This window comes from Bacillus sp. FSL K6-6540 (assembly GCF_038007545.1).
The window spans coordinates 1,872,782-1,897,063 of sequence record NZ_JBBOXH010000001.1; the positions used below are offsets into that span (position 1 = coordinate 1,872,782).

Consider the following 24,282-nt stretch of genomic DNA (forward strand, 5'->3'; position numbering starts at 1 on the left):
GAGGGCATATGCGGCATTTATCGATAGATATTGAGACGTTTTCCAGCGTGGACATCAAGAAAGCCGGTCTTTATAAATACGTTCAATCTCCGGATTTTGAAATTCTACTATTCGCTTATTCCTGGGATGACGAGCCGGAAAGGATCATTGACCTGGCACTAGGTGAGCAGATACCGTCAGAAATCATTTGGGCTCTTAGTGATCCACAGGTTATCAAGCATGCCTACAACGCTGCATTCGAATGGTACAGCCTCAGTAAGTTTTGGCACACACCAATCGAGCAATGGCGCTGTACGCAAATACACGGCCTGTACTGCGGTTATCCGGCAGGTTTAGGGAAGATCGGTGAAGCGCTGGGCTTACCGCAGGACAAGAAGAAGATGGGCGTCGGCGGCTCATTGATACGCACATTCTGCATACCGATCAAAAAGCCGTCAAAGAAAAATGGCTATCGAACTCGGACGCTTCCACACCATGAGCCTGAGAAATGGCAGTTGTTCAAGCAGTACTGCATCGGTGACGTTGTGGCTGAGAAAGAGATCCTGCGCCGGCTGTCTGTGTTTCCGGTACCGGAACAGGAATGGATGTTATGGCAGCTTGATCAACGTATCAATGTCCGCGGAATAGCGTGTGACCTGCAGCTCGTTGAGGGGGCATTGGCGGTCGATGAAAAGTCCACAACGGAGCTGATGAAGGAAGCCGTTCAGCTCTCGGGCCTGGATAATCCGAAGTCAGTACAGCAGCTCAAGAAATGGCTAACCGAGGAGATCGGCGAGGAAGTGGATAATCTCCGCAAGGATACCGTGACCTCATTAATAGAAGGGGCTGACGAGGGAAGGGCAAAACGTGTCCTGGAGATCCGGCAGGAGCTCAGCAAAACGAGCGTCAAGAAGTATCAGGCTATGAAGATTGTAGCCTGCGAAGATGGCCGGGTCCGAGGATTGCTCCAGTTTTATGGAGCCAACCGCACAGGCCGTTGGGCAGGCCGTTTGGTACAGGTTCACAACCTTCCTCGAAATTATCTCAGCACCTTGGAGTATGCCAGGCAACTAGTTCAAGAACACAAGGCGGACATGATCAAATTCGTTTACGGGAATGTACCGGACACACTCTCTCAGCTGATCCGTACGGCGTTCGTTGCTCCGGACGGGAAGAAGCTCCATATCGCCGACTTTTCAGCCATTGAAGCACGGGTGATTGCCTGGCTAGCTGGAGAGCAGTGGAGGCTGGATGTATTCGCCAGTCACGGCAAGATATACGAGGCATCAGCAAGTCAGATGTTCGGTATCCCTTTGGAGGAGATCGACAAGGATCTTCGGCAGCGAGGAAAAGTATCCGAGCTAGCCCTGGGTTATCAAGGCGGTAAGGGTGCGCTAATCAGTATGGGTGCCCTCGATATGGGATTGACTGAGGCAGAGCTGCCGGAGATCGTAACAAGGTGGCGTAATGCGAACAGACGGATCGTGGATCTGTGGTTTACCTTGGAGGCCGCTGCGCTTGAAGTCATGCAGACGGGGCAGCCTGTCGGCGTACGTGGAATTATCATGGCCAGAGAAAGCCACTACGGGAATGGCCTGGACTTCTTCACGATACAGCTTCCGAGCGGCCGCAAGCTTTACTATGTTGAGCCGAATTTGGCACAAAATGATTTTGGCAAGATGGCGCTCCATTACAAGGGACCGGATCAGAAGACGGGGAAGTGGACAACGATCTCCACCTATGGCGGGAAGCTGACAGAGAACATCGTCCAAGCGATCGCCCGGGACTGCCTGGCCGTCTCCCTGGTGCGTGCTGAACAGGCTGGTTTTGAAACCGTACTGCACGTACATGATGAAATCGGCATTGAGTCGGATCGGCCAGAGGACTTGGATCGGATGCTTGAGTTGATGGCCGAGCCGATTCAATGGGCACCAGGATTGCGTCTTATGGCAGCCGGCTTTACAACGAGCTTTTACATGAAGGATTAGATCCAATATATGGAAATTATTCAACAAAATCTATTTTGTTCATTTTTAGAAAGTCTATGATTCGATTTTTAATGTTATTTCTAGACATGAAGTTGTTCCCGTCATTAAATCTTGTTTCTACGAAATCTGTCAGTACTGATAATGATAACTTAGTTTGCACCCCAGTGTCCTGGTCATCACTAATTTTCTTTTCTAGAAATTCCATAATTCCTGTAAATATCAAATCCTCTGCAGATTTATGAGACCTTGGACTATTAACAATAGTTGTATTCGTAGTTTGTTTAATATTTCTTTTTATAGATGCCATGTCAATTCTTAAATCTTGGATGGCGTCAATAAGAAATTGATCAGTTGACACAGTATTTTCTTTTAAGGTTGCTGCCTTGAATGTTCCAAAACTTTTTAAAAAAGGAGAATGATTAGGGTCACTGATTGAGTCCTGATAGGTTGCTACGACTTTTTCTGCAAGCCGTTCTTTAAACTCAACAATTTCTTTGTATCGCAGGTCCCTAGGGTATTGGAGGTGCTCAATTACTCCAGTATCAAAGGAATAGTCCGTCTGATCATCCTTAATTATGACAGTAGGCTTGTCAAAAGCTAATCTCATACCTAGCTCAAACATAACATTTGGGTTCTTGCAACTGACGTCACAAATAATAATGTCAGAAGTATAAAGGCCTTCAACTATTCGTCTGTGTATTAAACCTACACTATTACCTTCACTTACTATTTTGGGTTCGGTTTTATAATTAGGGATGTCTGAAAGTGATTCACTGATAATACGTTTTACATCAATCCAATGTCCAGCTGAGCAACCATCTATCGGTGCAATGGGCATTACTAGCCCGACATTCAAAATCTTTTTATCCATAAATGCCTCCTACAGATTTACTAGGAACATTATACCAATTTACCGATCAATTAGTACAGTACAGCGCTTATTCTAAATACAAATTCACAAAGGCATAATGTGTGTTACACGAAAGGAAGGGCAGGGCTCATGCAATTTGATAGACAACTAACCATATCCGCAGCAGGCAGTCGTCACAGTACGAACTGGCAGCCTCAAGTTATCTATTGGTCTGAGCTGGTGGAGCGCTTCCGGATGGCCACGCGTGGAACGGAGACGTTGGCGGAATACTTGGCCATGCCGAAGAGCCGGCAGGACGATCTGAAGGACGTCGGCGGCTTTGTCGGCGGATCCCTCGCAGGCGGCCGCCGGAAAGCCCGGGCGGTCACAGGGCGCGACGTGTTGACGCTCGACCTGGATAATATCCCGGCAGGCGCTACGGCTGATGTGCTCCGCCGGCTCGACGGCCTCGGCTGCGCTTATGCCGTATATAGCACCCGAAAGCATGAGGAGGCAAGACCCCGGCTTCGGGTGCTTGCCCCTTTGGATCGGACGGTAACGGCAGATGAGTATGAGCCGCTGGCCCGCAAGCTGGCAGCGATCATCGGCATCGAGCTTTGTGACCCGACGACTTTCCAAGCAACGCGGCTCATGTACTGGCCGAGCTGCAGTGCAGACAGTCAATACGTATTTACCTACGGCGATAAGGCTTTCCTGTCTGCAGACGGCCTCCTGGCCATGTATCAGGATTGGCGAAATATTGCTGAGTGGCCGCAAGTTCCCGGCGTGCAGCAGACGCATGTACGCCTGGCCGCCAAACAAGGGGATCCGACCGATAAACAGGGGATCGTCGGGGCGTTCTGCCGAGTATACGATGTGCCGGCAGCCATTGAAACCTTTTTACCTGGGATGTACACGCCGACGGATGACGGTAGCGGCAGGATGACGTATGTCGGTGGATCCACTACAGGCGGGGCCATTATTTACGACGATGGAGCTTTCCTGTATTCCCATCATGCTACGGATCCGTGCGGGGGGCGCCTGGTCAATGCCTTTGACTTGGTCCGCTTGCATAAGTTTGGCGACCAGGACGACGAGGCCAAGATCGGAACGCCGACGAACAAGCTCCCATCCTATACGGCGATGACGACCTTCGCTATGCAGCATGAGCCAGTTGCGGCGCTACTCAAGCAGGAACGTTACGAAAAAGCGGTTGTGAGTTTTAGTGGACCTGGAGACTTTGCGGCAGGGTCAACTACAGAAGCTACCGGCAACATGGACTGGATGCAGCGCTTGGAGATGAACAGCAACGGCTTGTACCTCAAAACGGTGGATAACGTCTTAATCGTGCTGGAGTTTGATCCGGCTTTGAAGGATAAGATCGCATTTGATGAATTCGCTAATCGGGGTTTGGTTCTTGGTCCGCTGCCATGGGATCCGCGTCCGGATCGGCGGCCGTGGGCGTCTTCAGATGACGCCGGCATTTACCACTATATCGAGAAAGTATACGGAATCGCAGTGGACGCCAAGATCAACAACGCTTTGACGCTGATCTCGCATAAGCGCCGTTTCAATGATGTAAGGCGTTATCTGGAAGGGCTTCAATGGGACGGTGTTCCTCGACTGGATACACTATTCACAGATTACCTAGGCGCAGAGGACAACGTTTATACCCGGGCCGTAGCCCGAAAATCATTCACGGCAGCCGTAGCTCGTGCAATGGTTCCTGGCATTAAATACGACTATATGCCAATACTGGCCGGAGCTCAGGGGCTTGGGAAATCCACTTTTCTGCGATTAATGGGCAAGAAGTGGTATTCCGACAGCTTGACTACCTTCGAAGGTAAGGAAGCCATGGAGCTGATCCAGGGCATATGGATCAATGAGGTCGGCGAGCTGACGGGTATGTCCAAGTCGGAGAGTAACGCAGTTAAGCAGTTCCTTAGCCGAACAGAGGACATCTATAGAGAAGCGTACGGCAAGCGAACAATGCCGTATCCACGGCGCTGCGTGTTCTTCGGTACGACTAACGATAGTGAGTTTTTACGGGATCGTACGGGGAACCGCCGCTTTTGGCCAATCGATGTGGGCCTACGACCACCGACAAAAAGCGTCTTCCGAGATCTGGAGGGTGAAGTCGATCAGATATATGCCGAAGCCTTTGTTCGCTGGCAGCTGGGAGAGCAATTGTATTTAACCGGAGAGGCTGAAGAGCTTTCGAAGCAACAGCAGGAAGCCCACAGGGAAAGCAGCGTCAAAGAAGGGATCATAAGGGCTTTCGTGGAGAGGCCTGTTCCGGCAGATTGGCAGAAACGTGATATCCCAACAAGGCTGATGTACTGGGGAGGCGAGTTTGGGAAGCCCCATGAAGGCGAGGCAGGGCCCCGGGACCGGATATGTGCGGCAGAGGTTTGGTGCGAATGCTTCCGATCGGATATTAAGTTTATGAAGCAATCGGATGCACGGGAGATCAACGGGATACTGTCTTCAATGCCTGGATGGGAGGAGTACCGGGGGCGATTCGGTCCATATGAATTCCAGAGAGGATTTAAACGAAGAGAAGCTGTTTTTCAAGTCGGTAACGGTCAATGGAAGGATCAATTAGCCCGTTGACTTGGTTGACAGCCCAGACGTTGACACCGAACAAAGCGTCAACAATCGAAGTGTGACAGATTTTTAGGTGTCAACGTCTATGTCAACTCTAATGTCAACGCCCAAAACCTTTGCTATATCAATATTACTTATACTTTATTGACACTGTTGACACTTAAGTAATTAAAGATAAAAAACAAAGAGAATAGAGAGATTAGGGGGTATCGTATAACGCCTAATCCCCCTGATTTATAAAAAAGATACGTGTGTGTAGGCGCGCACGCGTAACACACGGCGAGGAGGGCTGTCAAGTATGAGGGAGCGGATTGTCGAGACTTATTTACGTGAACAGGTGAAGGCTGCCGGCGGCATTGCATACAAGTGGACCAGTCCAGGGAATAGCGGCGTACCGGATCGGATCGTGATTCTCCCCGGCGGAATAACCGTGTTTGTGGAGCTGAAAGCGCCAGGAGGTAAGCCCACTAAGCTGCAGCTGGTTCAACATAAACGCCTCCGTGAGTTAGGTTGTGATGTACGAGTGATAGATAGCAAGGAGCAAGTGGATACCTTTCTTGAGGAGTTGGTGGGATGAGTACCGCGGTTCTGCAGAAATTTTCACCTTGGGATTACCAGCGGTATTGTATCAACCGGTTACTGACCGATGAGGCTTTAGGCCTTTTCCTGGACATGGGCTTAGGTAAGACGGTTATAACATTGACTGCAATCAATGACCTGAAATATAACCGTTTTGCCATTCGTCGGACCCTGGTTATAGCGCCGAAGAAAGTAGCCGAAGCAACCTGGAGTAATGAGGCGGGCAAGTGGCAGCACCTTCAACATTTGAGAATCATTCCGGTTCTTGGTAATCAACAGAAACGGATCCGGGCGCTAAACACGCCTGGAGACATCTGGGTGATTAATCGGGATAATGTGGCTTGGCTGGTTGAGCATTATCGAAACGCCTGGCCGTTTGACATGGTTGTCTTGGATGAGCTATCCAGCTTTAAGAACCATCAGGCCAAACGCTTCAAAGTCTTAACGTGGGTGAGACCCCATATCAAGCGGATCGTTGGCCTGACCGGTACGCCAGCCCCTAACGGTCTTCTGGACCTATGGGCGCAGGTTAACCTTCTGGATCAAGGGGAGCGACTGGAGAAGTTCATTACGCATTATCGAACGAGATATTTTGAAAAGAATTATAACGGACACGGGTACACAGCAAAGCCTGGCGCTGATGATGTGATCCAGCGAAAGATTGCTGATATCTGCATCAGCATGAAGGCCGAGGATTATCTGGAGTTGCCTGATTGCATTACGAATGTGATTCCAGTCGTCCTGGATGAAAAGGCTGCCAAGCAGTACAAGCAAATGGAGAAAGATCTGCTGCTTGAGCTGGATGATGATACGGAAATAACGGCTACCAGTGCCGCTGTACTGACGGGTAAGCTGCTACAGCTTTGCAACGGAGCCCTGTATGACGAGTACCGCAACGTTCACGAGATCCATAACTGCAAGATCGAGGCCTTCATGGAGCTGATCGAACAGCTGAATGGTAAACCGGCCCTTGTGTTCTACAGCTATCAGCACGATCTTGCACGGATCCATAAGGCACTTGAAAAATCGGGCTTACGGATCCGGGAGCTGAAGACACCGCAAGATCAACTAGATTGGAATGCCGGCAAAGTGGATATCCTTCTGGCCCATCCGGCCAGCGCGGCCTATGGGCTAAACTTGCAAGACGGCGGAAACCATGTCGTGTGGTACGGACTTACCTGGAGCCTGGAGCTTTACGAACAGGCTAACGGGCGTCTGCACCGTCAGGGCCAGAAGCAAAAGGTTATCTTGCACCATCTGGTTGTACAGGGCGGCGCTGATGAGGATGTCATGGCCGCATTGGAATCTAAAGCCACGACACAGAACAAGCTGCTTGAGGCATTGAAAGTACGAGCTGAAAAGATTAAGAGTGGAGAGTGATTTAGATGACCCCTGAACAACAGGTAATTGAACAGCTTTCCCAATACCGGCAAAAGAAAGCCCGTATACAGGCGTTATCGACGTATAGCGTTGGGGCCGGCATCACGGTATCCAGGCTGAACGAGGACGACCAGCTGCAGGAGCTCCACCGGAGGTTGCGAGGGCTACCGACGTATATGTACCTCTCCGGATATGAGCAGAAACTGGAGAATGTAGCACATGCTTATATGACTCGATACCCTGCAGGAGTTAAAGCCCAGAAGCAAGCTATCCCAGTTCAAGTGATAGATCCAGAAGATACGGAGCTGCTGCAGGAGCTGCGGCGAAAGATTCAAAAGGTGATCGCAGCGAGAGGTTATGATATCCGAAACGGGATTGAGGAGATCATGGAGCGGCTGACCGAGCTGCAAGATCTACAGGCTGAAGTGAACAGGATCGACACGGTGTTGGATGCCCTTGAACAATATAAGCCGGATTATGCGAAGCTGCTGCGGTTGCATCTGATCGATGGTATACCCTGGGATAAGGCCACGAAGGAATTGAACATTTCCAAGGATGTGTTTTATCGTTGGAGGAAGAAGGCTTTGACAGAGTACGAAAAATTAGCGAATTAAATGCGAACAGAACGAGAACAAATGCCTGATTTTCCGTGTTAATATGATATTGTGCCCTTCATGTAAGGAGGCGGTCAAGCGGCCGTCTCTTTTATAACCGGATGTAGTCTGGGTAGCACGCTTGCCTTGGGAGTAAGTAGTGTGGGTTCAAATCCTGCCGTTCGGATTATTCAAAACCTTTATCATCTCCCCCTTTTTGCCGTCTCTGATTGAGGCGGCATTCTTTTGCAGGAAGTATCTCCCTTCATGTCGAATTTTTAGACTAGGAGGGGATTTTCTTGGATGTTAGATGGTGGTCAGTCATTATTTCTGCGACAGTTGCAATTATTATAGCAGTTGGTAATCATTTTTTAGTAGAACCATATAAAGAGAAAAGAAGATGGAAAAAGCAACAATTGTCCAATCTGTATGCCCCTTTGTACGCGTTGATGTCAGCTAAAATGAATTTAATTAAGGATCAAATCATCAGTAAAAATAAATTGATGATAGGCAGCGTAGAACCGTCCCCGTTACTGAGCCGGGATTATATGAATGAATTTATTATGAAAAATGCCGGATATGGAAGCATGGAGTTTCTAGAAATGTGGGGGAAATATATCTCAAGTTTAAAGCCTGACGACGAAACTACAAGTAATTTAGTGAAATCAATACTATGTGATTATAACAATTTGAAAAAGGAACTCGGTCAAGAATTCAATCAAGTAGAAATTGATACCGGAATTCCCGAGATTGTAAAGGAACTCAGAAATAAATAATACATTCCCTATCAGCATCCTAATGGGTGCTGTTTAAATCAATTTTGGCCGTCTCGGATCGAGGTGGCCATTTTATATCTCGAAAGGATAATTAAGAATAATGTCGAATCCTTCCAATTGAGAAGCATAATTGAGGGGGATTTTAAGTGGCAACAGAAGAGAAATCACTGAGGGGATTTGTGGTAATTGCACTCGCAGTTACTGTTATTTGGGCGTTACTTGGATTGGTAGCATATTTTTTATTCTCTAACTGGGAGGCCAGGGGCACTTTTGGTGATATGTTTGGATCTATAAACGTTTTATTTTCAGGCTTGGCTCTTGGCGCTGTAGTTTATACGATTCATTTACAACAACAGGACTTAAGAATTCAAAGAGAAGTCCAACGCATCCAGCTTGAAGACCTAAAGGTTCAGTCACAAGCAGCAGTTAGTTCTGCGGAGCAGTTAGCAGCCCAACAACAATTGTTGAATTTCCAAATCTGCCAGGATACAGTCATTAATCTTATAAATATAAAAAATAAATTTGTAGAAGAATTTACTTTTGAAATGGGAACACATATGAAAGGGAGGAAATTGATCCCGGATTATGTTGCAAGAGGGATTGAAGCTGTTGTTGAATATTATAGGCGAAATACACAACCTTCGAGATTAGAGATGTATTTTAATACTTTTTTCTACACACTTCAATTCATAACTGATTCGAATATTGATGAAAAACAGAAACAAGTTCTAGCAGACATACTCAATATCCAAACTACAGATACGGAGTTGGCCATCATTTATCGCTATTATCGGGATAACCCAATTCTTAATAATAGTCAACACAGGCTTGCTCTATTGAGTAAGTATAATTTTGATATTCGAGTAAATTAGTTAAACTGCCACTTAATAAAGTGGCTTTTTTCTTTGTTACAAAACCAACACAACGCCGGGGGTGGTGATCGTGTAAATGGCGGAATTGCATAAGCTGGCCGAACAGGATTATCTGTCAGGCATGAAATATCAAGAGATTGCTGATAAACACGGCGTCTCGATTAACACCGTCAAGAGCTGGAAGCAGCGGCATGGCTGGTCCCGCGAAAAGGGTGCACACAAACCGAAAAGGGTGCACACAAACAAAGGCGGAGCGCCCAAGGGGAATAAGAATGCTGTTGGGAACCGCGGTGGCCCAGGCGGCCCTCCAGGAAACGATAAGGCCGTCACGCATGGATTCTTCCAGAAGTATCTGCCGGCGGAGTCCCTGGAGATCATGGAGCAGCTGCAGACGAAGGAGCCGCTGGACATCGTATGGGAAAACATCATGATCCAATACACGGCCATTATTCGGGCGCAGCAGATTATGTACGTTAAGGATCGGGACGACGTCACGACGACCAAGATCGAGGAGAAGGGCGGCAATGTTTGGGGTGAAAAGTGGGAGGTTCAGCAGGCTTGGGATAAGCAGGCCACATTCCTCCAGGCTCAGAGTCGGGCCATGGCCGAACTCAGAAGCTCTATCAAGCAATATGACGAGCTCCTTAAGACGGATCTGGCGACCGAGGAACAGGAGCTGCGGATCGCCAGGCTGAAAGGTGAAGTCGAGAAAATCAACAACGAATCGAATCCGGAAGTCGTTGTGTTTAAGGATGATCTGCATGAGTAGAGAAATCAGCTTACAGCAGACTGTCGGAAAAGGTTATGCCGAGTTCTGGCGCTACAAAGGGCGCTATCGGGTCGTAAAGGGCGGCCGCGGATCCAAGAAGAGCGTAACGAATGCGTTGTGGATTCCATACAACATGATGAAGATGCCGCTGGCGAATACGCTGGTCCTTCGGAAGACGTTTAATACTCATAAGGACAGCACATGGGCACAGCTCAAATGGGCCGTGAACCGGCTCGGGGTAGCCCACCTATGGAATTTCAAGAAGAGCCCGCTGGAGGCTATATACAAGCCCACCGGCCAGAAGATTCTGTTCCGGGGTCTCGATGATCCGATGTCGATCACCTCTATCACGGTGGACACCGGCTATTTGTGTTGGGCTTGGTTCGAAGAAGCCTATCAGATCATGAACGAGGACGATTTCGACAAGGTGGATATGTCCATTCGGGGCGAGATGCCGGAGGGATACTTCAAGCAGCTGACGCTGACATTTAACCCTTGGAACGAAAAACACTGGTTGAAATCCCGCTTCTTCGATAACCCGGATCCCGACACGTTAGCCCTGACTACAACGTACCGCTGCAATGAATTCCTGGGCGATGATGACCGTGAAAGGTTCGCCTGGATGAAGAAGCATAAGCCAAAGCGTCACAGGGTTGAAGGTGACGGCGATTGGGGCATAGCAGAAGGGGCCATATTCGAGGATTGGCGAGAAGAGGACTTTGATTACCGGGCGATTGCCAAGCTTCCAGGATACCGCGCAGTGTTCGGTCTGGACTTCGGTTATACCAATGACCCGACGGCTCTCGTGGCTGCCCTGGTGAACAAGGAAGAGAAGAAGCTGTATATCTTCGATGAGCACTATGAGCACGGCATGATGAACGATGATATCGCGGCCATGATCAAGTCGAAGGGGCACGCCAAGGAGCGCATTATCGCCGATTCTTCGGAGCCGAAGTCCATTGATGAGATCCGCGGGCTGGGTATAGGTCGGATCCGTGCTGCGGAAAAAGGCAGTGACAGCGTAAAGGTTGGCATTCAGTACCTGCAGCAGTACGAGATCATTGTCCATAAGTTCCGCTGCCCGAACGTCAGCATTGAGCTATCGAGCTATGTCTGGGAGCAGAACAAGGCCGGGAAATTCCTGAATAAGCCGATAGATGACTTCAACCATACGATTGATGCGCTGCGGTACGCCATGGAGCAGATCCGGAAGCCAAGCGGAGTATCGTTCGAATAAGAGAGGAGGGAAACTGTGAACACCTTACAGGAGATTCTGCAGAATATCGAAGCGAATGCACCAATGACCATAGATGAGATCCTGCGTGAAGAAATCAAGGACTGGGAAAAGTCAGATGAGCGGAAGCTGATGCTACTCGGCCAGAAGTATTACAGGGTCAAAAACAAAATCCTAGAGCGTACTCGCCAGGTCATTGATGCACAAGGGAAGCTATCAGCAGTCAAAAATCTGGCGGACAACCGTATTCCGCATGGTTTTGTGAGAAAGCTGGTCGATCAGAAGACCGGCTATTTGTTGTCTCGTCCGTTCATTCCGAAAACGGAAGACAAGACGTATCAGGATCTGCTGGATGATTACTTTGACGAAGACTTTAAGCGGATGCTGAAGAACACAGGGAAGGACGCTATCAACTGCGGGAAGGCGTGGCTCCAAGTCTACTATAACGAGCAAGGCGATCTATCGTTTATGCGCATACCACCACATGAAGTCATACCGCTCTGGAGAGATGCCGCCCATACGGAGCTCGATGCAGTCATTAGGGTGTATGAGGTGACGATGTATGAGGCGAGGCAGAAAAAGATTATCCGGAAAGCCGAGTTCTGGGACACAAGCGGAGTAAGGTTGTATGAGGCTGCCGACGGCGGGGAATTCCGATTCCTTGAGACCAAAGGACATTTTTCAGCTGTAAGTAAATCTCCAGAAGGTGAAGCTGTCGAAGAACCGATGAGCTGGGAGCAAGTTCCGTTTATCTGCTTTAAGTACAATGACGAGGAGCAGCCACTCATTGATATCATTCAAAAGATGGTCGATGACTACGATCGGAACCGGTCGGATAACTCTAATAACCTCGAAGACTTGCCGAATAGCACATACGTGGTAAAAGATTACGACGGTACCGACGCAGCCTCATTCCGGAAAAACGTCTCTCAGTATCGAGTCATTTTTGTCCGTGGAGACGGCGATGTAAAGACGATCGCCCTGGAGTTGGACACCGAAGCCCACAAGATGCATATCGAGCAGACCCGGAAAGACATATATGAGTTTGGTCGGGGCGTAGATACACAGTCGGAGCGCTTCGGGAATAGCCCTTCTGGTGTAGCGTTAAAGCATTTGTATGCGGATCTGGATTTAGACGCGAATGACATTGAATCCGAGTTCCAGGCGAGCCTTAACCGGTTGCTATGGTTCATTGATACGCACATCTACAACACTTCCCAGAAGGACTATTCCGAGAAGAAGGTTACATTCATCTTCAACCGGGATATGGCAATCAACGAAAGTGAAATCGTGACTAATGCAAAAGATAGCGTGGGGATCATCTCCAAGAAGACGATCGTCGCTAATCACCCATGGGTAACGAATACGGACGACGAAATCAAGCAGTTTGAGGAAGAAGAGGCAGCGGACCAGCAGCGATTCAATAAAGGGCAGTATGACGGCCTGGAAGATGAGCCATCATGAATTCGCAGGATTATTGGCGGAAGCGTGCTGAACAGGTTGCGAGTAGGCAATTTCAGAAATCGGACCGGTACGCTGCTGGTCTCAGGCGGCAATATGAACTAGCCGAGAAATCCATACTGAGGGATCTGGAATCGTTTTACTCACGGTTTGCCGAGAACAATGAGGTCAGTATGGCCGAGGCGAAACGACTTCTGACAGCTGGTGAGCTGGCCGAGTTCAAAATGACGTTAAGTGAATTCCGGAAGAAGGCCAAGAACAATGCAGACGGCCAATGGACCAAAGAGCTTGATAACGTCTATTACCGGACCCGTGTTACCCGTTTGGAGGCGTTACGGCTTCAGGTGAGGCATCAGGTCGAAATATTGGCCGCAAGCCAGCAGGCGGGCACAGGGAAGCTGCTGGGTGATATTTACGAGGACACTTATCACCGAACCCTCTTCGAAATCAATAAGGGCGGAAACGGGATCCTGGCTTCATTTGCTCGTGCCGATAAGGAAGCCGTGCAGGAAGTCATCAGCCGGCCATGGTATGGGAAGAACTATAGCTCCCGGATCTGGGACGACCGCGATAAGCTGCTTCGGGAGCTGCGGACGGGATTATCGCAGTCTTTCATTCGTGGCGACAGTGCCAAAAAGGTCAGCGAGCTCCTGGCGAAACGGATGGGCGTAGCAACCTCTACTGCTGAAAGGCTCGTCCTGACAGAGAGCGCCCACATTATCAACGAGGCAACTGCTGACGGGTACAAGAATAGCGGCGTTGTTCAGCAATATGAAATCCTAGCTACGTTGGACAGCAGGACTAGTGAGACCTGCCGCGGCATGGACGGCAAGGTGTTCAACTTGAGTGAGCGTGAAGTCAGCGTTAATTACCCACCATTTCACGCCCGCTGCCGCACAACGGTTACGGCTTATTTTGATGACGAAGTGGATCCAGGCAAACGGATCGCCAAGGATAACACTGGTCAGCGGATTTATATTTCCGGTGATATGAAGTATGAAGATTGGAAAAAGGAATATATCGACTCGCCAAACACCCAGAAAAAGGATATACTCAAGGCAGATGACCACTTTAAGGCGATCATGGACAAGACCGAGGCAACGCCAGAATACAAGAAGGTTCTGACGGATCGGTTCAGCGCGGGTTCAGATGTAGCCAAGCGAGTTTTCATGGACTATGTTCTGGGCAACGTAATCAAGGATTCCCGCTTCAAGCAAGGAGCCCATTACTCGCCGGTTTCCCAGGTTGTAAATATGGACTTTGCGGATGACCTGAAGAACCCTAGAGGCAGCGGAGCGACCTATTTCCATGAGCTGGGCCATTATGTCGATAACCTGGCCGCGATTCAGATTAAAGGCAAGCCAACCATTGGTGGTTTGTCGCATATGGATCTTGAAGGGATTGGAGCTGATGACTTTAGAAAGGCAATCCTTCGCGATGTCCAGGATTACATTGAAGGCTACACCAAGAAAAACGGCGTCAAGCTGCAGCAGGCCAGACTGGAGATTTCCGAAGCCTTGTCAGCAGGGAATGGAGCTCTGCACTCGGCCATTTCCGATATCTACGGTGGCGTGACCAGGCATAAGATTCGAGGGTTATATGGGCACCGGTTAGATTACTGGAAACAGCTTCCGAACGCGGTTGAGAAGGAGGCATTCGCCCACATGTTTGAAGCGAGCTTTGATCCGGATGGTAAACGGGCCGAGTTGATGAGGGAGTACCTGCCGAAATCATTCGCCCTGTTTGAAAAAATACTGGAGGCGATTCGATGATTGAAGTAACGTCAGAACTGAAGTCGAAAATGGATGCCTATTTCGATCGATTCGGTGAGATAGTCCCGCTAGAGATGGTCCCAGGAAGTGAGACAAACGAAGGCCTGATCGACAAGATTGACCGAAGCCTGGAGGCCGGGGAGGATCTTCTACCGAAGGAATACGGCTGGAAGTTTGATGGCAGCGAAATATACTGATGAGCACTTTCGAATTTATGAGGGTGCTTTTTGTTTGGGCTCTGAATGAGACTTTCAGGGCCTTTTTGCTCGTTGGCCGGAGCATAACGGCTGCCCATGGCGGGGTTGCGCTATAAAAACCAATTGGGAGAGTGTTGACTATGGATTTAAAGGAATTGTTGGGTGAGGAGCTTTACAACCAGGTCATCGCAAAGGCAGGTGATAAACATAAGATTGCCATTGTCTCCGACGGTGCATGGATCCCGAAAGACAAATTCAACGAAGCCAATGAAGCTAAAAAGAAGCTCGAGACCGATCTGAAAGATCGTGACAAGCAGCTCGCCGATCTGAAGGATGCAGCAAAAGGCAATGAGGAGCTGCAGGCACAAATCAAGAAGCTTCAAGATGACAACAAGGCGACGAAGGAGAAATATGACGCTGATATGAAGGATCTGCAGCTGAATACGGCCTTGAAGTTGGCCCTTGGTTCTGATGTGCATGATGCAGAGTATGCCATATCACAGCTGGACAAATCGAAAATCGAGATCGGCGAGGACGGCAGCATCAAGGCCGGCCTTGAGGATCAAGTGAAGAGTCTTCGTGAATCGAAGGCTTTTTTGTTTGCTGACAAACAGGAACAACCAGGCACGCTTTTCAAAGGAGCAAAGCCCGCAGAAGGCGGAAGAGGTGGCGGGGAAGATAATCCTATCGCTGCCGAAATTTCTAGTATCTTTTCACAACGATAACAAGGAGATGAATGAAAATGTCTATTAACACTTTAGAATTTGCAAAACTATTTCAGACCGAATTGGATAAACAAATCGCACAGCAAGCGACATCTGGTTGGATGGAAAGCAATGCGGGACAGGTCAAATATAACGGCGGTGATGAAATTAAAATCCCTGACATCGTGGTTCAAGGCCTGGCTGACTATGACCGTGATACAGGCTTTGTCCAAGGGTCGGTGACGTATAAATACCAAACCCATAAGCTGACGCAGGATCGCGGTCGTACATTCCAATTAGATGCCATGGATGTGGATGAAACGAACTTTGGCGCCTCTGCTGCAAATGTAATGAGCGAATTCCAGCGGCTTCATGTTATCCCAGAAATCGATGCATACCGGTATAGCTTCATTGCAGCCAAAGCGGAGGCAGCCGGTAAAAGCAGAACTTACGCACTTGCAGAAAACTCCATTCTTACGGAGCTGTACAAGGATATTTTCGACTTGGCCGATATGGGCGTGGATCTGACCCAGTTGGTTATCTCCATCGCTTATCCAGCTTATGGTGTACTGACAGGAAATGAAAAGATTCAGAAACGAATCGATGTCGGCCAGTTTGCTCAAGGTGGCATTAATCTTCAAATCAAGATGCTGGACGGCATTCCGCTGATCCCTGTTTCCTCCAACCGTATGAAATCGGCATTTGTCTTTAATGACGGGGAAACGGCAGGCCAGGAGGCCGGTGGTTTTGTGCCGGCAGTTGACGCGAAGAGTGTGAACTGGATCGTTTCTCCACGTTCTGCGCCGATCGGTATCAGCAAAACGGATAAGGTAAGGATCTTTACGCCGGATGAGAACCAGAAGGCCGATGCCTGGAAACTGGACTATCGGAAATACCACGACGTAATCATTCCCGACAACAAAACTAAGGCGTTCCGCGTAACGACAGGAGGATAATAGCTATGAGCAAAATTACACTGAAAAGATTGAATGTAGTTAAAGTCGTGGACTCTGAGTCGAAGGCAAAAACCTTGGAAGCCAAAGGCTTCAAGCGTGTGGTGGAGAACGAGAAGCCGGACGACAAGAAAGGCAAAAAAGACGAGAAGTAGGTGCCGGCCATGTTGAATGAAGCTGTCGCGGACATTATCAAGCAGCGTTATAAGCTCCCGGCATCATTGGATAGCCTGGTCAAATCCTATATCGATGAATCAGGTCTGCACATCATGAATTACCTCGGCCTAGATACGGTAGATGAGATCCCCGCCGCGCTAAAATTCACCTGGGCGAACATCGCTATGGGAGCCTTTAAGGGAGACCAGTCCCATTTAGAGGAGCTGGATGACTTATTGTCCGCCGACATCGATATGAAGATCGGGGATACTTCGGTTAAGACTTCGGCCGGCAGCTCCTCCGGCGGGGGTTCAGTAGCCGTGGCCGTCCAGGCATATGTTTCGGATCTGAATCGGTACCGGAAGCTGAGGTGGTAGTCGATGAGCAAATTACGTCGATACCGTAAGATCATGGAGAAGACATACACGGATCTGGCAATCATCCAACGATATGAGGATTACGAAGTCGGATCCGAAACCAAGCAGCGGTTAACCACGAAATACCAAGATGTTCCCTGCCGGATCTCCCAGACGGGCCTTGCTCGGAACGGACAAACCGAAGCCGAGAACCAGATCGATTATGACGCCAAGTTGTTCATCGCGCCGGAAGTCGAAATCCTGCAAGGCGACGAGCTGGAGGTGACCCGCAACGGTCGGAAATACCATTTTACGGCCGGCGAACCGTTTCCGCCGTATTCGACCCATCAAGAAATCAAGCTAACCCGAAAGGATCGAGCCTAATGCCGAGATGGGGGAGCTTTGACTTTGATGAACTGGAGCGCATGGCGAAAGCTTTCAAGAAGGCGCTGGATGAAAGAGTGATTGATCGCTTCATTCAGGACTTTTTGCTGGAGATGGCCTATCGTACCGAACGGAAGATCAAGAAACGTACGCCAGTGGATTCAGGGGAGCTGCGGAGGAATTGGCGAGTGGGCCGCGTAGAACGGCGCGGCGATTCTTATGTTGTTGAGATATTCAATAACACCGAATACGCTTCCTTTGTTGAAAACGGCCATCGGAACCGCGATAAAACCGATTGGGTGGAAGGGCGGTTCATGATGGCCATCTCCATGAAGCAGATTGAAAAGGAGCTGCCGGTCTATCTGGAGCGCAGGCAGGCGGAGCTGCTGAAACAAATTATGAACGGTCGCAGACCAAGACGGTGAGGTGATGCTATGGACGCGGACCGATTGACACAAGCCGTCATGAATAAGCTGAAGATAACCTTCGGCTGGACTGTATATGGAAAGAGAAGGCAGGGCTTAAAGGAGCCCTGCTTTATTGTGCTTCTCTTAAATGCTGGGCATGGCCGGATCCAAGGACGGCGGTATGGACAGAACCATTTCTTCAACGTGCAATACTTCTCGGCCACGAATGAGGATTTCATTTCGGTTGCTAGCCAGCTTTTGGACGTCCTGGAGTGGATCGAGATCGACGGCATGAAGTTTAGAGGGACCGGCATGAACTTCGAGGTGATCGATGACGTGCTGCACTTCTTTGTGGATTATAACTACCACGTCATGAGGGCCAAAGATCCGGGAATCAAGATGAATCAGATGAAACAGGAGGGACGCCTGAAATGAGTGCAAAAGAGAACAAGGCTCAGACGCAACCAGCGCCGCGCTACACGAAGGAGCAGCTGGTGGAAGCCAAACGGTTTACCACGTCAGATAAAGACATCCTGACGGGCCTGCTGTCGCCAGACAAGACGTATACGCTGGACGAGGCAGCGGCCGTAATTAAATCATTCAAAGAAAGGGAGGTGTAAGGCATGGCAGGAGGAACATGGAAAACACAAAACAAGAATCGAGCCGGGGTGTATATCGTCTTTGAGACGACCGAGCAAACAATGGGTGCCCTAGGTGAGCGAGGCGTGGCATCGTTGCCGCTCTCGCTGTCCTGGGGACCCTCGAAACAAGTCATTACGGTAGAGGCAGGGGCAGACACGAAGGACGTCTTGGGTTACGACGTTTCGGCTCCCGAGCTGCTGCCATTGCGTGAGGCCCTGAAACGGGCCAGTAAAGTCCTGCTGTATCGGCTGAATGCCGGCACTGCTGCAACGGCCACGAATACGACCCTGACGGTAACGGCTAATCACGGTGGGGCCCGTGGGAACGACATCCGGATTATCGTCCAGAACAATATCGACGACCCGGCGAAATTCGATGTCATTACGCTGCTTGCCGGCGAGGTGATGGATACACAGATCGTGGCCGAGATCGAGGAGCTGGTCGCAAACAATTGGGTCACATTCAGCGGCACCGGCGCGCCGGATGTTACTGCAGGCCTGAACTTGACCGGAGGCGCAGACGGTACCGTGACCAACGGCGACCACACGGATTATCTGACCAAGATCGAAGGCTATGATTTCAATACTATCGGCCTCTTGACCACGGACGCCACACTGAAGCCAGTATACACGGCAGCCATTAAACGGATGCGGGAACAGGAAGGCAAAAAGGTACAGGTGGTCATGGCCGACTATGCAGCTGCGGACTATGAGGGCGTGATCAGCGTCAAAAATGGCGTAATCCTGTCTGATGGCTCTGTTCTGGATAAAGTGAAGGCTGTTGCCTGGGTGGCCGGGGCTACCGCGGGAGCTGCTGCAGATGAATCCCTGACGTATTCCGCATATGACGATGCTGTGGACGTTGATGTCCGGTATACGAACAGCGAGATTGAGGCGGCATTGCGAGGCGGTGAATTCCTCTTTATCCATTCCTACGGGCGTGCTGTTGTCGAACAGGACATTAACACGTTCCGGAGCTTTACACCAGATAAAGGACGGGAGCGATCCAAAAACCGCGTGCTCCGCGTATTGGATAGCCTGGCGAATGATCTGAAGAGAATCTTCGAACAGTTCTATATCGGCAAGGTGGATAATAACGCAGACGGCCGGGCGTTGTTCCGGAAGGAAATCGTTACGTACATCGATACACTCGCCGGGATTGGAGCCGTGCAGAACTTCGACGCCCAGGCTGACGTCACAGTGAAGCAAGGAGATACAGCTGACAGCGTATACGTCGAGCTGCGCGTGCAGCCGGTGGATGCGATCGAGAAAATCTATATGCGGGTATTGGTCCGCTAAGGAGGGATAATGCATGCCAGATTTTTTAAAGGCCCAGGACACCATTTCCGGACAGGAAGGTCGGGCGTATCTCACATATCAAAACCGGAACTATGAAATGTTCTATATTAAGACGCTGGAAGCATCGGTCGAAAAGAATAAGTCAGAGGTTCGTACTCTTGGCCGACGCGGTGTGCAGCATAAATCAACCGGATGGACTGGATCCGGGACGATGACCATTTATTACGTGACATCGTTCTTCCGGCAGATCATGTACGACTATATCAAATCGGGCCGAGACGCTTACTTTGATGTCACGGTTACCAATGAGGATCCATCGTCAACGATTGGTGCCCAGACTGTAACACTTAAAGGTGTGAACCTGGACAGCGTGATTATGGCGTCGTTAGACACGGAATCTGAAGCGCTGGAGGAAGAGGTCAGCTTTACTTTTGATGACGTAGATATGGGGCAGTCGTTCCAAGAACCAACACTCGGCATCTAATCTAAAATCCATCGAATAGAAAAGGAGAATAACCATGTCAGATATGTCTATGTTTTTCGCAGGTAACGCAGGTTTAGAGGTAACGGAGGATTTTGTGGTTTCGGATCGCTTTAAGGGCGCGGACGGCAAACCGGTAGCGTGGAAGCTTCAGAGCATCACGGAGGAAAAAAATAACGAGATCCGCAAGGCCTCTACCAAGAAGGTAAAGGGGAAAGGCGGCATCTATACGCCTGATCTGGATCCGAACGAATACATGGCCAGGTTGATGTCGAGTTGTGTTGTCTTCCCAGATCTGCAGAACGCAGAACTGCAAAAGTCGTATGACGTCAAGGGAGCCGAGGTGCTTCTGCGCAAAATGTTGCTCCCTGGTGAATTTGCTGCGCTAGGGGAGCGCGTGCAATCGATGAACGGCTTCGACCAGGATGTCAACGAGTTGATGGATGAGGTAAAAAACTAATCAAGGAGGGTGATGGCGACGCAAATTTCGCCTACTACGCCCTCCATGAATTGAATATTCTACCTCATGAACTTATGGCGATGTCGGTCCGGGAACGGGCCGCCATCTATGCTATGATTTCGATCCGGGTTGAGAAGGAACGGGAAGAGGCTAAAAAGCTCAAAGGTAAAAAGCGGTAGACCCAAGCCTGAAAAATTTGGTAGAATGATTGGGAAATATGACCTATTCAGGGGGACGAATTTGTGAAAAAGTCATTGGGTTTATTTGCAGTACTATTATTGCTATTGGTCACTGTCGTGGGATGTGGGTCCGGAGAAAACAAGGATTTGACGCTGGAGAAATTCATCAAGGCTTATCAAGATGAAGGCATAGAAGTAGATCCTGAAAAGAAACCGGTATACAACATGATTAATGCAAAAGACGGGGTTATATTTACAATTGATAGAGATAAAGTGGCTATCTACGAATATGCCTCAGAAAAGGATCTCGATAAGAATATGAAGGATAATGATCTCATCAAAGATTGGCCTAGAAACGGACGATTTTTACTCGAGTCTGATAATGGTCAAGCAAATGAGATATTTAAAAGTGTAAATTGATAAACAGGCGCTCTCTATTTTGAGGGCGTCTTTTATTTTTCTTGGAAGGAGGTATGTCATGGCGACAGTATCCTCTACGCTCAAGATGTTTGACTCAATGACCGGGCCCCTGAAGAACATCACGAATGCCCTCAACATCGTAATAAGCGCGATGGAGCAGATGCAGCGGACCACAAACCGAAATGCTAATATCGGCCGTCAGCTGGCAGCGGCAAAGAACCAGATCGCGACTGCTGAGAGTAAGATCAATCATGCTATCGAACAGTCCACAAGGCAGCAGGATCGATTCAACGACTCAGTGAGACGCGGTCAAAAGGAAACGGGACGGCTGGCAAATACGGTCAAGGGAATCGCGGCAGCATATCTTACGTTCCACGGCGTTCAGCAGCTTGGCGGGGCAACGATCGGCGGCGCGATGAAGCAACAGGAGATGGTGAACACCTTTACCTCCCGGTCCGGTAATGATGCCCTTGGTAAGGCAATTTATGAACAGACGGTTCAGCAGGCGCTCAAGTACGGCCAAGACGTTGACGCGAGCTTGCTCGGGAGCATGTCTTTTATGAGTGCAACGATGGACCCCAAGCAGTTAACCGACATAAATAAACTGTCTATGCGGCTTGCCAAGCTGAATCCGACAGAAGGGCTTGAAGGGGCGGCGTTCTCCTTGAAGGAGCTCCTGAGCGGTGACTATACGTCCATCTCCGAACGCTTTAACATCAGCCGGAGCATGCTTAAGGACAGCGAGGCGCGGCTGGCCGGGATGAGAGGCGATGTTGACGGATTTATCAAGGGAATGGATAAGATGCTGGATCAGCAAAACCTCACCGAAGAAGCCTTCGAGAAGATGCTGGACTCCCCTGCAGCGAAGTGGAATCGAGCCATACAAACATTCAAGTTTAACATGGCGACTGCAGGCAAGGATGGATTACAGTCTCTAGCCCCTCTGTTTGACAAGATCAACGCCGGCTTTGACTCAGGACAATATCAGTCCACTTTTGATATGTTGTCCTGGGGCATACAGGCTGTGGTACAGTCATTCATGTGGTTTCTGGATGCAGCGACCCAGGTATATACCTTCATGAGTACCAACTGGCCGTTACTTCAGCCAATAGTGTACGGTTTGATAGGAGCGCTTGGATCGTTGGCTCTGATCATGGCTTTAAACAAGGTTGCCATGATTGTCGGTGCCGTTGCTACCGGTATCCAGACAGCGGCGTTATTTATTCAAGCAGCTGCTGTTAACGGCTTAAAGTTTGCGTGGGCCGGATTGAATACGGTGATGAAAGCAAATGTTTATATTCTCATCATCACGAGCATCATTGCTTTGATTACCTGGTTGTATAACCTATGGCAAACGAACGATCAATTTGCAGCTGGTTTCATGAGGGCGTGGAACGCGATATTAAACTTCTTTGACCAGATTCCTGTGTTCTTTATACGGATTGGAGTTGGAATCACTAATGCTTTCTACGATGCAAAAGTAGAATCATTGAAGGTAATCGATGAACTGGTTAATGGAGCTATTGATAAACTGAATGCCTTTATTGAGAAATTAAATAATTTACCCGGTGTGAAAATCCAGTACATCGACGGAGTGGTTTTTTCCGCTTCTGCACAACTCGAGGCCGAAGCTGCACGTCAAGCAGGCGAAGCTAAGATAGCGGCAGCTCAACAGAAGGCTCAGGGGAAAGCAGCTGAACGAGAGGCCAAGGTCGAGAAATGGCTGGACGACCGCGCGGCCAAAAGGGCGAAGGCGCAAGCTGAAGCTGAGAAGAAGCAGAAGGGCGCAGGCAATGTCGGAGATTATAAGGTACCAGCTTCGGCGATGGCTGCGGCTGCCGAAACACCGAAGATTGATAAGGTCGGGAAGGTTGGTCAGGTCGATAAAATCAAAGGTACGGTGGATGTAAGCAATGAGGACATGAAGATCATGCGCAATATCGCCGAGATGAAGAAAATCCAAAACTTCGTAACACTGACACCTACCGTTAACCTCAAGACGGGGAATATCAACAACAGCGGTGACCTGGATACGATCATCACCAAAATAAACACCCGACTTGAAGACGACTTCGCGGCTAGCGCCAAAGGGGTGTACGACAATGCCTGAATATAGCATTGAGCTGAGTTTCAATAACCGGGAGGTCGTGTTCGAGATCCCTGTGCTTCCGGAGGAAATTGAGATCGAGGGTGAAGGTGAAGGGGAGGAGCACAACGTCGCTGGCCTTGGCTGGATCAACGCGATCGATGCGCCAAAGCTCAAAGAGATTACATTCAGCGGCGTGTTTCCTGCAGACATGGAGAACGTGATACAATCCAAAGGTTTTGACGCCCCTGCAGATTATATTCGCCGGCTTGAGGATTGGATGGCCAAGAAGAAGCCGATCCGGTTTATCTATATCAGCCAGGGCTTGAAGATCAATATCCCGGTATCTATCGAGGAGTTTAACTATAAGGAGGTTGGCGGCGCCCCTGGGGATTTTGAGTATACATTAACCCTCAAGGAATATGTGTTTTACTCAGCCAAAAAGGTCACGATCGCAAAGACGACCGGCGCCTCTGCCGGCAAGAAAAAGCAAGCCGCGGCCAAGAAGCCGGACCGGCCGGATGAGCGCGCCAAGCCTAAGACGGTGAAGATCAAAAGCGGAGATTCACTTTGGACAATCGCGAAGACGCACCTTGGAGACGGCAGCCGGTATAAAGAGCTCATGAAACTGAACAATATCACGGAGGGCCAGGCCAAAAAGTTGAAAGTCGGTACCGTGATTAAGCTGCCGGGGTGATG

General features: G+C 49.4%; 27 protein-coding genes and 1 tRNA gene. 27 read left to right on the forward strand and 1 reads right to left on the reverse strand.

Going from position 1 to position 24,282, the window contains the following annotated elements:
- The first annotated feature begins 8 nt into the window (after positions 1–8).
- The gene (locus MHH82_RS08125) at positions 9–1,967 is read left to right on the forward strand and encodes a DNA polymerase (RefSeq protein ID WP_340964998.1); all 1,959 of its coding nucleotides are present in this window, start codon (positions 9–11) and stop codon (positions 1,965–1,967) included.
- A 16-nt stretch (positions 1,968–1,983) separates the two neighbouring features.
- Here MHH82_RS08125 and MHH82_RS08130 read toward each other — a convergent pair whose 3' ends face one another.
- Positions 1,984–2,838 carry a hypothetical protein gene (locus tag MHH82_RS08130; RefSeq protein ID WP_340965001.1) on the reverse strand — a complete coding sequence of 285 codons (855 nt, stop codon included), beginning with the start codon at positions 2,836–2,838 and terminating at the stop codon, positions 1,984–1,986.
- Positions 2,839–2,967: 129 nt separating this feature from the next.
- On the opposite strand from MHH82_RS08130, the gene MHH82_RS08135 reads away from it, so the two are divergent.
- The 26 genes from MHH82_RS08135 to MHH82_RS08260 all read left to right on the forward strand — a co-directional run bounded on the left by MHH82_RS08135 (position 2,968) and on the right by MHH82_RS08260 (position 24,280).
- Positions 2,968–5,430 (forward strand): virulence-associated E family protein, encoded by a 2,463-nt coding sequence (locus tag MHH82_RS08135; RefSeq protein ID WP_340965004.1) that lies wholly within the window; start codon positions 2,968–2,970, stop codon positions 5,428–5,430.
- Between the two features lie 292 nt (positions 5,431–5,722).
- A complete protein-coding gene (locus MHH82_RS08140; RefSeq protein WP_340965007.1) occupies positions 5,723–6,001 on the forward strand; it encodes a VRR-NUC domain-containing protein in 279 nt (92 codons plus the stop codon).
- Positions 5,998–7,383, forward strand: coding sequence for a DEAD/DEAH box helicase (locus MHH82_RS08145; protein ID WP_340965009.1), 1,386 nt, complete (start codon positions 5,998–6,000; stop codon positions 7,381–7,383). The genes MHH82_RS08140 and MHH82_RS08145 overlap by 4 nt, the downstream gene beginning before the upstream one ends.
- 5 nt (positions 7,384–7,388) lie before the next feature.
- Complete coding sequence (locus MHH82_RS08150) at positions 7,389–7,997, forward strand: RNA polymerase subunit sigma-24 (RefSeq protein ID WP_340965012.1); 609 nt, start codon at positions 7,389–7,391, stop codon at positions 7,995–7,997.
- Between the two features lie 97 nt (positions 7,998–8,094).
- Positions 8,095–8,163, forward strand: a tRNA-Pro gene (locus tag MHH82_RS08155).
- 112 nt (positions 8,164–8,275) lie between these two features.
- Entirely contained in the window at positions 8,276–8,752 is a 477-nt protein-coding gene (locus MHH82_RS08160) for a hypothetical protein (RefSeq protein ID WP_340965015.1), read from the forward strand.
- A 146-nt stretch (positions 8,753–8,898) separates the two neighbouring features.
- A complete protein-coding gene (locus MHH82_RS08165; RefSeq protein ID WP_340965017.1) occupies positions 8,899–9,624 on the forward strand; it encodes a hypothetical protein in 726 nt (241 codons plus the stop codon).
- A gap of 76 nt (positions 9,625–9,700) precedes the next feature.
- Entirely contained in the window at positions 9,701–10,393 is a 693-nt protein-coding gene (terS, locus tag MHH82_RS08170) for a phage terminase small subunit (RefSeq protein ID WP_340965020.1), read from the forward strand.
- Positions 10,386–11,630: a PBSX family phage terminase large subunit gene (locus MHH82_RS08175; RefSeq protein ID WP_340965023.1), complete on the forward strand. Its 1,245-nt coding sequence runs from the start codon at positions 10,386–10,388 to the stop codon at positions 11,628–11,630. Before terS ends, MHH82_RS08175 begins: the two co-directional genes overlap by 8 nt.
- Before the next feature lie 15 nt (positions 11,631–11,645).
- On the forward strand, positions 11,646–13,091 hold the full coding sequence (locus MHH82_RS08180) for a phage portal protein (RefSeq protein WP_340965026.1): 1,446 nt from the start codon (positions 11,646–11,648) through the stop codon (positions 13,089–13,091).
- Positions 13,088–14,860 (forward strand): minor capsid protein, encoded by a 1,773-nt coding sequence (locus MHH82_RS08185; protein WP_340965029.1) that lies wholly within the window; start codon positions 13,088–13,090, stop codon positions 14,858–14,860. The genes MHH82_RS08180 and MHH82_RS08185 overlap by 4 nt, the downstream gene beginning before the upstream one ends.
- Complete coding sequence (locus MHH82_RS08190) at positions 14,857–15,057, forward strand: hypothetical protein (RefSeq protein ID WP_340965032.1); 201 nt, start codon at positions 14,857–14,859, stop codon at positions 15,055–15,057. Before MHH82_RS08185 ends, MHH82_RS08190 begins: the two co-directional genes overlap by 4 nt.
- 140 nt (positions 15,058–15,197) lie before the next feature.
- A complete protein-coding gene (locus MHH82_RS08195; RefSeq protein WP_340965035.1) occupies positions 15,198–15,782 on the forward strand; it encodes a phage scaffolding protein in 585 nt (194 codons plus the stop codon).
- A gap of 17 nt (positions 15,783–15,799) precedes the next feature.
- Complete coding sequence (locus MHH82_RS08200; RefSeq protein WP_340965038.1) at positions 15,800–16,717, forward strand: hypothetical protein; 918 nt, start codon at positions 15,800–15,802, stop codon at positions 16,715–16,717.
- Between the two features lie 5 nt (positions 16,718–16,722).
- On the forward strand, positions 16,723–16,869 hold the full coding sequence (locus MHH82_RS08205; RefSeq protein ID WP_340965041.1) for a hypothetical protein: 147 nt from the start codon (positions 16,723–16,725) through the stop codon (positions 16,867–16,869).
- A gap of 9 nt (positions 16,870–16,878) precedes the next feature.
- Positions 16,879–17,247, forward strand: coding sequence for a hypothetical protein (locus MHH82_RS08210; protein ID WP_340965043.1), 369 nt, complete (start codon positions 16,879–16,881; stop codon positions 17,245–17,247).
- A gap of 3 nt (positions 17,248–17,250) precedes the next feature.
- Positions 17,251–17,610, forward strand: coding sequence for an ABC transporter ATP-binding protein (locus tag MHH82_RS08215; protein ID WP_340965046.1), 360 nt, complete (start codon positions 17,251–17,253; stop codon positions 17,608–17,610).
- The gene (locus tag MHH82_RS08220; protein WP_340965049.1) at positions 17,610–18,035 is read left to right on the forward strand and encodes an HK97 gp10 family phage protein; all 426 of its coding nucleotides are present in this window, start codon (positions 17,610–17,612) and stop codon (positions 18,033–18,035) included. The genes MHH82_RS08215 and MHH82_RS08220 overlap by 1 nt, the downstream gene beginning before the upstream one ends.
- A gap of 9 nt (positions 18,036–18,044) precedes the next feature.
- A complete protein-coding gene (locus MHH82_RS08225; RefSeq protein WP_340965052.1) occupies positions 18,045–18,452 on the forward strand; it encodes a phage tail terminator family protein in 408 nt (135 codons plus the stop codon).
- Positions 18,449–18,637, forward strand: a complete 189-nt coding sequence (locus MHH82_RS08230) for a hypothetical protein (protein ID WP_340965054.1) — start codon at positions 18,449–18,451, stop codon at positions 18,635–18,637. The genes MHH82_RS08225 and MHH82_RS08230 overlap by 4 nt, the downstream gene beginning before the upstream one ends.
- Positions 18,638–18,640: 3 nt before the next feature.
- Positions 18,641–19,957, forward strand: coding sequence for a phage tail sheath family protein (locus MHH82_RS08235; protein WP_340965057.1), 1,317 nt, complete (start codon positions 18,641–18,643; stop codon positions 19,955–19,957).
- A 13-nt stretch (positions 19,958–19,970) separates the two neighbouring features.
- Positions 19,971–20,441 (forward strand): phage tail tube protein, encoded by a 471-nt coding sequence (locus tag MHH82_RS08240; protein ID WP_340965059.1) that lies wholly within the window; start codon positions 19,971–19,973, stop codon positions 20,439–20,441.
- A 34-nt stretch (positions 20,442–20,475) separates the two neighbouring features.
- A complete protein-coding gene (locus MHH82_RS08245) occupies positions 20,476–20,898 on the forward strand; it encodes a phage tail assembly chaperone (RefSeq protein ID WP_340965062.1) in 423 nt (140 codons plus the stop codon).
- 242 nt (positions 20,899–21,140) lie between these two features.
- Entirely contained in the window at positions 21,141–21,497 is a 357-nt protein-coding gene (locus MHH82_RS08250) for a hypothetical protein (protein ID WP_340965064.1), read from the forward strand.
- 58 nt (positions 21,498–21,555) lie between these two features.
- Positions 21,556–23,607 (forward strand): hypothetical protein, encoded by a 2,052-nt coding sequence (locus MHH82_RS08255; protein ID WP_340965067.1) that lies wholly within the window; start codon positions 21,556–21,558, stop codon positions 23,605–23,607.
- On the forward strand, positions 23,600–24,280 hold the full coding sequence (locus MHH82_RS08260; protein ID WP_340965070.1) for a LysM peptidoglycan-binding domain-containing protein: 681 nt from the start codon (positions 23,600–23,602) through the stop codon (positions 24,278–24,280). Before MHH82_RS08255 ends, MHH82_RS08260 begins: the two co-directional genes overlap by 8 nt.
- Positions 24,281–24,282: the final 2 nt, after the last annotated feature.